At 61.8% G+C, this 10,290-nt stretch carries 7 protein-coding genes; 5 read left to right on the forward strand and 2 right to left on the reverse strand.

From position 1 onward, the window contains the following. Positions 1 to 123: 123 nt before the first annotated feature. The 5 genes from pvdM (at position 124) to AAEZ09_RS19320 (ending at position 8,206) form a co-directional block, all read left to right on the forward strand. Entirely contained in the window at positions 124 to 1,473 is a 1,350-nt protein-coding gene (pvdM, locus tag AAEZ09_RS19300; protein ID WP_350600389.1) for a pyoverdine-tailoring dipeptidase-like protein PvdM, read from the forward strand. 29 nt (positions 1,474 to 1,502) lie between these two features. Next, positions 1,503 to 2,783: a pyoverdine-tailoring periplasmic protein PvdN gene (gene pvdN, locus AAEZ09_RS19305; protein WP_350600390.1), complete on the forward strand. Its 1,281-nt coding sequence runs from the start codon at positions 1,503 to 1,505 to the stop codon at positions 2,781 to 2,783. A 101-nt stretch (positions 2,784 to 2,884) separates the two neighbouring features. Beyond that, the gene (gene pvdO / locus AAEZ09_RS19310; RefSeq protein WP_350600391.1) at positions 2,885 to 3,763 is read left to right on the forward strand and encodes a dihydropyoverdine dehydrogenase; all 879 of its coding nucleotides are present in this window, start codon (positions 2,885 to 2,887) and stop codon (positions 3,761 to 3,763) included. Positions 3,764 to 3,840: 77 nt separating this feature from the next. Further along, complete coding sequence (locus AAEZ09_RS19315) at positions 3,841 to 5,490, forward strand: cyclic peptide export ABC transporter (protein ID WP_045062599.1); 1,650 nt, start codon at positions 3,841 to 3,843, stop codon at positions 5,488 to 5,490. A gap of 238 nt (positions 5,491 to 5,728) precedes the next feature. Next, positions 5,729 to 8,206, forward strand: coding sequence for a TonB-dependent siderophore receptor (locus AAEZ09_RS19320; protein ID WP_350600392.1), 2,478 nt, complete (start codon positions 5,729 to 5,731; stop codon positions 8,204 to 8,206). A gap of 140 nt (positions 8,207 to 8,346) precedes the next feature. Here AAEZ09_RS19320 and AAEZ09_RS19325 read toward each other — a convergent pair whose 3' ends face one another. Then, positions 8,347 to 8,694 carry a DUF6124 family protein gene (locus AAEZ09_RS19325; RefSeq protein WP_350600393.1) on the reverse strand — a complete coding sequence of 116 codons (348 nt, stop codon included), beginning with the start codon at positions 8,692 to 8,694 and terminating at the stop codon, positions 8,347 to 8,349. 495 nt (positions 8,695 to 9,189) lie between these two features. Beyond that, entirely contained in the window at positions 9,190 to 10,146 is a 957-nt protein-coding gene (locus AAEZ09_RS19330; protein WP_350600394.1) for an alpha/beta hydrolase, read from the reverse strand. Positions 10,147 to 10,290: the final 144 nt, after the last annotated feature.

Below are 10,290 nucleotides of genomic sequence, written 5' to 3' on the forward strand. Positions count from 1 at the left end.
GGGATCTCCATATGGGCCCGCACGCTCATCTAAATTTTCCCACCGGTCAATCGTTCTTCCCAGATAACCGTTCTTCCCAGATAACCAAGGCCCCTGCGGCCGGCGAACCTGACTGAGATGGCAATGACAAAACCACGTTCGAAAAAGGCGCTCTACCTCGGTCTGCCGCTGGTGCTGGCCATCAGCGCCGGAGCCGGCTTTGCGGCCTGGGGCTACTGGTTCAAGGACAACCCCGGCTACCCGGTCAAGGTGATGAAGCAGGCCGATGAACTGCAAGAGCGCATCCTCTCCTTCGACAGCCACGTCACCCTACCGCTCGACTTCGGCACCGCCGACAACGAGGCCGACAAGGATGGCAGCGGCCAGTTCGACCTGGTCAAGACCGCACGCGGACGCCTGTCCGGCGCAGCCCTGACCATTTTCGGCTGGCCGGAAATCTGGAATGGCGAAAACGCTCCGCACCGCCCCACTGCGGGGTTTGTCGACGAGGCGCGATTCGAGCAGGAAACCCGCTACAAGATCATCAGCACCCTGGTGCGCGACTTTCCCAACCAGGTCGCCATCGCCTACACCCCGGACGACTTCCGGCGCCTGCATGGCGAAGGCAAGTTCGCCATCTTCATGAGCATGCTCAATGCCTACCCGCTGGGCAACGACCTCAACGCCCTGGACAAGTGGGCCGCGCGCGGCATGCGCATGTTTGGCTTCAGCTACGTGGGCAACAACGCCTGGGCTGACTCCTCGCGGCCGCTACCGTTTTTCAACGACTCGCGCGACGCCCTAGGCGGCCTGTCGGAGACCGGCAAGCAGGCCGTGCACCGGCTCAACGACCTCGGGGTGATCATCGACGTGTCGCAAATGTCGACCAGAGCCCTGGAGCAAGTCGCGCAACTAAGCCGCACACCGATGGTGGCCTCGCACTCGGCGCCACGGGCATTGGTGGACATCCCGCGCAACCTCAGCGACGCGGAGATGCAGCTGATCAAGCAGAGCGGCGGCGTGGTCCAGATCGTTGGCTTCCCGACCTACATCCGCCCGCTCAGCCAGGCGACCCAGGACAAGCTCAACGCCCTGCGGGCACGCTTCGACCTGCAACCGCTGCAGGGGCTGGAGATGGCCTTGATGCCCGGCGACCCGATCATCACCGTCTGGCCGCAGCAACGCTTCGGCGAGTACGCCAGCCAGCTGTACGCAATAGTCGAGGAAGAGCCCAAAGCCACCCTCAAGGACTACGGCGACGCCATCGACTACGCCGTGAAAAAAATCGGCATCGACCATGTCGGCATCAGCTCCGACTTCAACGACGGCGGCGGTCTGGACGGCTGGAAAGATGTCAGCGAAGCCCGCAACGTGACGGCGGAGCTGATCAGTCGCGGTTACAGCGAAGCCGACATCGCCAAACTCTGGGGCGGCAATTTCCTGCGGGTGTGGGCCCAGGTACAGCAGTCGTCGAAACCGCTGGCGAACAACTGATGCCCACTTTGCAAAAGCGAACCTGACCCATGACCAACCGTCGATCATTCCTCAAGCAGGCCGGCATCCTCGCGGCGGGCCTGCCCCTGGGTGCCGCTGCAGGCCTGCCGGCCCTGGCGGCTAATCCGGCGCCATTGCCGAAAGACAAATGGGCGCAGTTGCGCCAGCTATTCAACCAGGACCCCGACTACCTGCACTTCGCCAACTTCCTGGTGACTTCGCACCCAAGGCCTGTGCGCGAGGCCATCGAGAGGCATCGCGCCCACCTTGATCGCAACCCCGGCCGGGCCATGGACTGGGACCTGGGGGAAACCGAGAAGCGCGAACAGCAAGTGCGCGAATGGGCCGCACGCTACCTCAACGCCAGGCCCGAACAGATCGCCCTCACCGGCAGTACCACCGAAGGCTTGTCGCTGATCTACGGCGGCATCCATGTGCGTGCGGATCAGGAAATCCTCACCACCGAGCACGAGCACTACGCAACCCACTACGCGCTGGACTACCGCCAGCAGAAAGACGGCGTGAAAGTGCGCAAGCTCAAGTTGTTCGAGAACAGCCGCGAGGTGTCGGTGGATGAAGTGCTGGGCTCGATTGCCAAGGGCATACGCCCCAACACCCGGGTACTGGGCATGACCTGGGTGCAGTCGGGGTCCGGCGTGAAACTGCCCATTGCTGAAATCGGCAAGCTGGTGGAAGAACATAACCGCAACCGTACGGACCAGGATCGCATCCTGTATGTGGTCGACGGCGTGCATGGTTTTGGCGTCGACGATCTGGATTTTCCCGACATGCACTGCGACTTCTTTATTGCCGGCACCCATAAATGGATGTTCGGCCCGCGCGGCACCGGGATCATCTGCGCCCGCTCGGCCGAGCTCAAGGACGTGACGCCGACCATTCCGACCTTTTCCGAAGCTACCGCTTTCTCGACCATCATGACCCCCGGTGGCTACCACAGCTTTGAACATCGCTGGGCGCTGGATGAGGCGTTCAAGCTGCACCTGGAACTGGGCAAGGCCCAGGTGCAGGCACGCATCCATGGGCTGAACACCTATGCCAAGAATCGCCTGCTGGAGCACCCGCAGATGGAACTGGTCACCCCCTTGAGCCCGGACCTGTCGGCCGGCTTCAGCTTCTTCCGGGTCAAGGGGCGCGACTGCGAAACGGTCGCCGCACAGCTGATGAAGAACCGGGTGGTGTGCGACTCGGTGGACCGCGATGTCGGCCCGGTCATTCGCATTGCGCCAGGCCTGCTCAACAGCGAACACGAGATCGACCGCTTCATGGCCTTGCTGGGCAACACCGTCTGATGCCTGCCCCCCGGTATGACACGTGCCCCTTGTGGGAGCGCGCTTGCTCGCGCCCAAAAGGGAATGTCCACGCCCTCAGTTTTTCTTTCGACGAGACACCCATGAAAAGCAATCTGATAGTCCTGCCGCTCAAGGCGCTCGCCCTCACCGCACTCATCGCCGCACTGGCCCCAACCACCGCCCAGGCGGCCGCCGCGCCGCAACCGGGCAACGTATTCAAGGACTGCCGCGACTGCCCGGAAATGGTCGTGCTGCCCGCCGGCACTTTCACCATGGGCACGCCGGAAGACGAAGTCGGCCGCGAACCCGACGAGGGCCCGATGCACGAGGTGACCTTCGCCAAGCCATTCGCCATGAGCCGATTCCAGGTCACCGCCGGCGAGTGGGACAGCTACGTGCGCGAAAGTGGCGTGACCATCGCCAATGGCGACACCCGCCCCGGACGCGAATGCATTGCCAGCAAGCCACGCTATCCCCAGGGCGCGCGCCAGCCGGCGGTGTGCATGAACTTCGATGACGTGAAGAACTACGTCGCCTGGCTGTCGAAAAAGACCGGCCAGACCTACCACATGGTCAGCGAGGCCCAACGCGAATACGCCGCCCGCGGTGGCAGCCAGGGCCCCTTCCCTTTTCCGTTCGACGAGGGCAAGGCGTACAGCATCGCCAAACACGCCAACACCTATGGCCCGGCCGACGGCTACAGCTACAGCTCGCCGGTGGGCAGCTACCCGGCCAATGCCTTCGGCATGTACGACATGCACGGCAATGTCTATGAGTGGGTGCAGGACTGCGAACACCCCAACTACGTCGGCGCGCCTGCCGATGGCAGCGCCTGGCTCGAAGCCAATTGCGAGGCCGTACGGATTCGCGGCAACGACTGGGGCGAAGCACCGGTGTTTTCACGCTCGGGCAATCGCAACAGCCAATACCCGCAAGAGCGCGGGGACTGGATCGGGTTTCGCGTAGTGCGCGATCTGTAGGAGCTGCCCTGCTAAATTAACCCCCGCACCAGACGTTCTACTGGGTATCTGCCTTTACACCCAAGGAACCGTCTTCCATGACCCAGCCTCCCCGTGGCGCCATCGGCGAATTGTTCGCCCTGTTGAAACCCTTTCGGCTGATCGTCGCCGCCTCCATCTTCCTGGGCATGGTTGGCGGCCTGAGCGTCACGGTGTTGCTGGCGACCATCAACAACGCGCTGCACTCCGAAACCGGTTTGACCCAGGGTGTGGTCGCGCTGTTCGCCGGCCTGTGCCTGCTGGCGCTGGCCAGTTCGATCTGCTCGGACATCGGCACCAACTACGTCGGCCAGCACATCATCGCCAAGCTGCGCAAACAGCTGGGCGAGAAGGTCCTCTCGGCCCCCATCGAGCAGATCGAGCGCTACCGCAGCCATCGCCTGATCCCGGTGCTGACCCATGACGTCGACACCATCAGCGACTTCGCCTTCGCCTTCGCACCACTGGCGATTTCGCTCACGGTCACCCTGGGCTGCATGGGCTACCTCGCCATCCTGTCGTGGCCGATGTTCCTGATCATGGTTGCCGCGATCCTGATCGGCACGGCGATCCAGGCCTATGCCCAAAGCAAGGGTGTGCAAGGGTTCATGGCCGCCCGCGATGCCGAGGACGAGCTGCAAAAGCACTACAACGCGATCGCCGAAGGCGCCAAGGAGCTGCGCATCCATCGCCCCCGCCGCCAGCGCATGTACGTCTCGGGCATCAAGGCCACCGCCGAATTCATCTGCAACACCCAGGTGCGCTCGATCAACACCTTCGTCATCGCCAAGACCTTCGGCTCCATGCTGTTCTTCGTGGTCATCGGCCTGGCCCTGGCGCTGCAAACCTACTGGCCCAGCGCCGACAAGACCGTGATGAGCGGCTTTGTGCTGGTGCTGCTGTACATGAAAGGCCCTCTGGAGCACCTGATCAGCACCCTGCCGATCGTCAGTCGCGCGCAAATCGCGTTCCGCCGGATCGCCGAGCTGTCCGAGCAATTTTCCACCCCTGAGCCGCACTTGCTCCTCAGCGATCAGGGCCAGGTCAAACAGGCGGTGCATGAGCTGAAACTGGCTGATGTGCGGTTCACTTTCCCAGCCGCCGAAGATGCCGCGCCGTTCCAGCTGGGCCCGGTGAGCCTGACGATCAAGCAAGGCGACATCACCTTTATCGTCGGCGAAAACGGTTGTGGCAAGACCACGCTGATCAAGTTGCTGCTGGGCCTGTACACCCCGCAACAGGGCGAAATCCGCGTCAACGGCGAGGCGATTGACTCGCACAATCGCGACGACTATCGCCAGCTGTTCACCACCATTTTTGCCGACTACTACCTGTTCGACGACGTGATCCAGGGCGACCAGCACATCCCCGAAGACGCCAACCAATACCTGCAGCGCCTGGAGATCGCCCACAAGGTCAGCGTCAAGGATGGCAACTTCACCACCACCGACCTGTCCACCGGCCAGCGCAAACGCCTGGCACTGGTCAATGCCTGGCTCGAAGAGCGCCCGGTGCTGGTGTTCGATGAATGGGCTGCCGATCAGGACCCGACCTTCCGCCGCATCTTCTACACCGAACTGCTACCGGACCTGAAACGCCTGGGCAAGACCATCATCGTGATCTCCCACGACGACCGTTACTTCGACGTCGCCGACCAGTTGGTGCGCATGGAAAGCGGCCGGGTGGTTACCGAACCCGTCAGTGCCTGAAAACCGGCTGCACACACCTGTGGGAGCGGGCTTGCTCGCGAAAGGGCCAGCACATTCTGCATGAGTGTTATCTGACCCACTGCTGTGGCGACCAAGCCCGCGTCCACAGGTAGTGCTTTATCGGGTCCGGCGAATTTTATTTGCACGTTTCTTTCCGGTTTTACCTGCGCGCCCCGTCTTAATAATCATTCTTATTCACAAAAAACTGCACAACACTTTTCAGGAGCTCAGGTAAGTAATGCGACCTCTCACCCGCCGCACACCTCTCGCACTGGCCGTACAGCGCCCGACGCTGCATCGCAGCCTGTTTACCAGCGTACTGCTGACCGCCACCTTGCTGGGGAGCTCGATGGTCAATGCGGCACCTGTAAAAGTGAGTATCCCGGTGCAGCCGCTCTCCAGCGCGCTGACCGAGTTGGGCATGCAGACCAACCTGCAGATCCTCTACAGCCCTGACCAGGTCGCCGGGATCAAGTCCCGCGCAGTCTCCGGTTCGCTGGAGCCGTCCCAGGCCCTGGCGGAACTGCTCAAGGGCAGCGGCATCTCTTTCCAGATCAACGGCAACACCGTGACGCTGGTGTCCGGTGGCAGCTCGAGCCTGCAATTGGGCGCCACCACCATCTCCGGCCAGGCGCTGGGCCTGACCACCGAAGACACGGGCTCCTACACCACCGGTGCAACGACCACGGCGACCAAGCTGCCATTGACCCTGCGCGAGACCCCACAATCGGTGACCGTGGTGACTCGCCAGCAGATGGATGATCGCGGCGCGCAGAGCGTCGGCGACGTGCTGCGCAACACCCCCGGGGTGACCACGCAAAAGTACGACAGTGACCGTACCGAGTTCTCCGCCCGTGGCTTTGCGATCACCAACTTTCAGTACGATGGCGTCAACCAGCCGTACGACGGTGTCTACGGCGAAAACCCCAACAACAGCGACGACTCGGCCAGCCTCGATCGCGTCGAAGTCATCAAGGGTGCTACCGGCCTGATGACCGGCGCGGGCGACCCGTCCGCCACCGTCAACCTGGTGCGCAAGAAGCCGACCAAGGATTTCAAGGCATCGGTCAGCGCCACCGCAGGCTCCTGGGATAACTACCGCACCGAAGGCGACATTTCCGGCTCGTTGAACGACTCCGGCACTGTGCGTGGGCGCTTCGTCGGCGCTCTTCAGGACAAAGATTCGTACATCGACCACTACAGCCAGAAGAAAGACCTGTTCTACGGCGTCCTCGAAGCCGACCTGACCGACGATACCTTGCTGACCCTGGGCGTCGACAAGTCCAGCGCGACGCCGCGCGGCAGTTCCTGGACCGGTAATGCGCCCTACTTCACCGATGGCGGCCGCACCGATTTCTCCCGCAGTTTCAACCCGGGCGCAGACTGGAGCCGTCGTGATTTCGACAGCGTCACCTACTTTGCCTCGCTGGAACAGGCGCTGGCCAATGACTGGAAATTCAAAGCCAGCTTCGACCAGAAAACCACCGATCACGACACCCAGCTGGCCTCTGCCAGCGGTGGCTACGCCGACCGTGCCACGGGCGAAGGTAACTTTCTGTACTGGGGACGCTGGGAAGGCCATCGCGTACAAAACACCGCTGACGTGAGCGTTTCCGGTCCTTTTACCCTGGGTGGCCGCGAGCATGAATTGGTCGCCGGCTTCATGGCAGCCCACTCGCGCCAGACCGGGGCAACCTACGACACCAGCGCCTTTGAACTGGTCCCGGGCAGCATCTACGACTGGAACGGCACCCTGCCCAAGCAGGCGTTTCCGAAAAACGGCAAGTACGAACGCACCCAAAGCCAGAACGGCCTGTACCTGGCCACCCGCCTGCGTCCGACCGACGACCTGTCGTTCATCCTTGGCAGCCGCCTGAGCACGTTCAAGTACAACGAAGACTACTCCTACTACCCGGGTGGCAGCCTGACCGACACCCATGCCAGCTACAAGGAACACGGGGTAGTCACGCCCTACGCCGGTGTGGTCTACGACCTGAACGAGACCTACTCGGTCTACGGCAGCTACACCAAGATCTACCAGCCGCAGATCAACAAGGACATCAACGGCTCGACCCTGGCACCGGTTGAAGGCGACAGCTACGAAACCGGTCTGAAAGCCGCCTACCTCGACGGTCAACTGAACGCCAGCCTGGCCTTCTTCCGCATCGAGCAGGATAACGTCGCGCAATCGGTCGGTACCGATCTGAACACCGGCGATGGCATCTTCGAAGCCACAGACGGCGCCACCACCAATGGCGTGGAACTGGAACTGGCCGGCGAACTGGCACCGGACTGGAACGTTTCGGCCGGCTACACCTACGCCCGCACCCGCGACAAGGACCATCAGCGCATCTACGGTTTCCCGCTGGCCACCAGCAAGCCGGAACACGTGATCCGCACGTTCACCACCTACCGCCTGCCCGGCGCGCTTAACCAGGTCACCGTCGGCGGTGGCATCAGCTGGCAGAGCGCGTTCTACGGCCTGAGCTACAGCCCGGACGTGGGCGGCGGCGAAGGCGGCGAGACCTCACTCAAGCAAGGCGGCTACACCCTCGTCGACCTGATGACCCGCTACAACTACGACGATCACCTGAGCTTCACCGTCAATGCCAACAACGTCTTCGACAAGAAATACCTGTCGGGCCTTGGCAACTTCGGCACCACGTTCTACGGCGAGCCGCGCAACCTGCAGCTGACCGCGAAGTATGATTTCTGAGCGATAGGCTGAAATGAAAATGCCCGCTTCTTTCGACGCGGGCATTTTTTTATTGTTAAAAGCAACATCAAAAGATCGTCCGAAGGCTCGGGCCGCGATCGGACGATCTTTTGACTTTAATATGTTTGATCCGTCAGCAGCTACTCAGAACATCCAAGCTGATCCAGCGCCCGATTCACTACCAATTCCCCCATCATGATCACCTGCGCAATCCCCAACAAGGCATTGCGCGAACTGCCCTCCATTTGATCCACCAGGTCGGTGGCCATGACATTGGCCGACGCCAGCGACTCGCAGGCATAGGCCAGCAAGGTTTCGGTGTCGAGCTCGGGGTTGACGGTGAACAGCGTGCAGAGTTTGCGCGGGGTGGCTTTGATGTCGGCGATCGAGGGCCGGGGTGCGGCAGTTTGGTGGGGGCCAGGTGAATCGGAATTATCAGGGGCTGTTGTCGGATCAGTGTCCGGCGGGTTGGGCGTTACCTTGAACATAGATGAAACTCCTAATGCGAATACAAAAAGGAGCCATCACCCTCGCTACCAAACGATGGGTGGCGGCCATACGCGGGTTGGTAGACCGGTCGCATTAGGAACCCGGCGCCCCCGAAGGAGCCCTGCGCATGGCCACCATAAAACGGAGTCCGGATAAATCGACTGCGTAAGGTGACGCTATGCGCCTAAAACGAAACGGGCTACCAAACCCGGTCACTGTATTCCAGTGACCACGCAACGATAGAGCCCGCACCCAAGGCGCACAAGTCGGCGGATTCTGACGTACCTGTAGGCAATGGCGCAAGGCGTTGTAGCCTGCAGGAAGTAATCATGGGCACGATTAAACACACAGCATCAATCGCTGTTTAAAGAACAAAACTCTATTGGGTTGTGTCCTCAAGACATGCGAAATTTTGCCGCCACCATCGCACCACACAAACTTGCCCGGAAAATCGTAATCCCCGTTTGAGGGATCGCGAGTGTTGTCGCTGCAGATCACAATCTTGCCCGCACCCACCCCGCCACTTGCGCGTGAATCCCTTCCACTTCGCTCAACAACCCACCCATGCGCATGAAGTCATGGGTCATCCCCGGTTGTTCCAGCAGCGTCATTTCATTCCCCGCCTCGCGCAGTCGTTCGGCGTATGCCAGCCCTTCGTCGTGCAACGGATCGTGCCCGGCCAGGTAGACCAGTGCCGGTGCGAGTCCTGCCAGGTCTTGTGCCAGTAATGGCGAGCAGCGCCAGTCCGCGAGGTCGGCGGGGGTGCGGCTGTAGTGGCTGTAGAACCAGTCCAGTGTCGGGGTTTCGAGCAGGTAGCCTTCGGCGAAATCCCGGTGGGAGGGGCGTTTGGTGGTGGTGTCGGTGACGGGGTAGACCAGTACCTGGGCCTTGGGTTTGAGTTGCAATTCTGCGGGGGTTTGTATCGCGATAATCGAGAGGACGGTGGCCAGGGTTGCACCGACGCTGTCGCCGGCCAAGGCTGCGCGGGTGGCATCCAGGCCCTGGGCGGCGCCTTCTCGGGCCAGCCAGTTGGCGGCATCGCAGGCGTCCTGGATCGGGGTTGGGAATTGCCATTCAGGGGCCAGGCGGTAATCGACCGTCAGGAGGTCGAAGCCGCCTTGGGCGACGAGGCGCCGGCACAGGGCGTCGTGGGAGTCGAGGCTGCCGACGACGTAGCCGCCGCCGTGGAAGTACAGGATGACGGGTTGCAAGCCTTCGACCGGGTTGGCGTCGCGGTACAGGCGGGCCGGAAGGTTGTGGCCGTCTCTTGCGCGGAGGGTGAAGTGTTCGCAGTTGATGTGGGTCAGTGGGGTGTCGAGGAAGCTTGAGGAGGCTTCGAAATCGCTGCGGGCCTGTTCCGGGGTGAGGTCGTGCATGGGGCGGCTTTTGCCTGTGAGACGGCCGAATTCGGCGAGTTCGAGGAAGGCTTCAAGTTCAGGCAGGACGGGCATGGGGGGATCCTTCTACACAATAATCGGTGGGGAACGCGCAATGTTGGAAACACCGGTATTCCCGTAGGAGCTGCCGCAGGCTGCGATCTTTTGGCGGTGTTCGATGCACCGATAAGATCAAAAGATCGCAGCCTGCGGCAGCTC

Source organism: Pseudomonas sp. 65/3-MNA-CIBAN-0223, from assembly GCF_040310425.1.
Classification (GTDB): domain Bacteria; phylum Pseudomonadota; class Gammaproteobacteria; order Pseudomonadales; family Pseudomonadaceae; genus Aquipseudomonas; species Aquipseudomonas gregormendelii.

Excerpts from the sequence above, each read along its gene's own strand:
- AAEZ09_RS19330 (WP_350600394.1), bottom strand. The coding sequence starts at position 10,146 with ATGCCCGTCCTGCCTGAACTTGAAGCCTTCCTCGAACTCGCCGAATTC.
- pvdO (WP_350600391.1), top strand. The coding sequence starts at position 2,885 with ATGAAAAGCAATCTGATAGTCCTGCCGCTCAAGGCGCTCGCCCTCACC.
- AAEZ09_RS19315 (WP_045062599.1), top strand. The coding sequence starts at position 3,841 with ATGACCCAGCCTCCCCGTGGCGCCATCGGCGAATTGTTCGCCCTGTTG.
- pvdN (WP_350600390.1), top strand. The coding sequence starts at position 1,503 with ATGACCAACCGTCGATCATTCCTCAAGCAGGCCGGCATCCTCGCGGCG.
- pvdM (WP_350600389.1), top strand. The coding sequence starts at position 124 with ATGACAAAACCACGTTCGAAAAAGGCGCTCTACCTCGGTCTGCCGCTG.
- AAEZ09_RS19320 (WP_350600392.1), top strand. The coding sequence starts at position 5,729 with ATGCGACCTCTCACCCGCCGCACACCTCTCGCACTGGCCGTACAGCGC.
- AAEZ09_RS19325 (WP_350600393.1), bottom strand. The coding sequence starts at position 8,694 with ATGTTCAAGGTAACGCCCAACCCGCCGGACACTGATCCGACAACAGCC.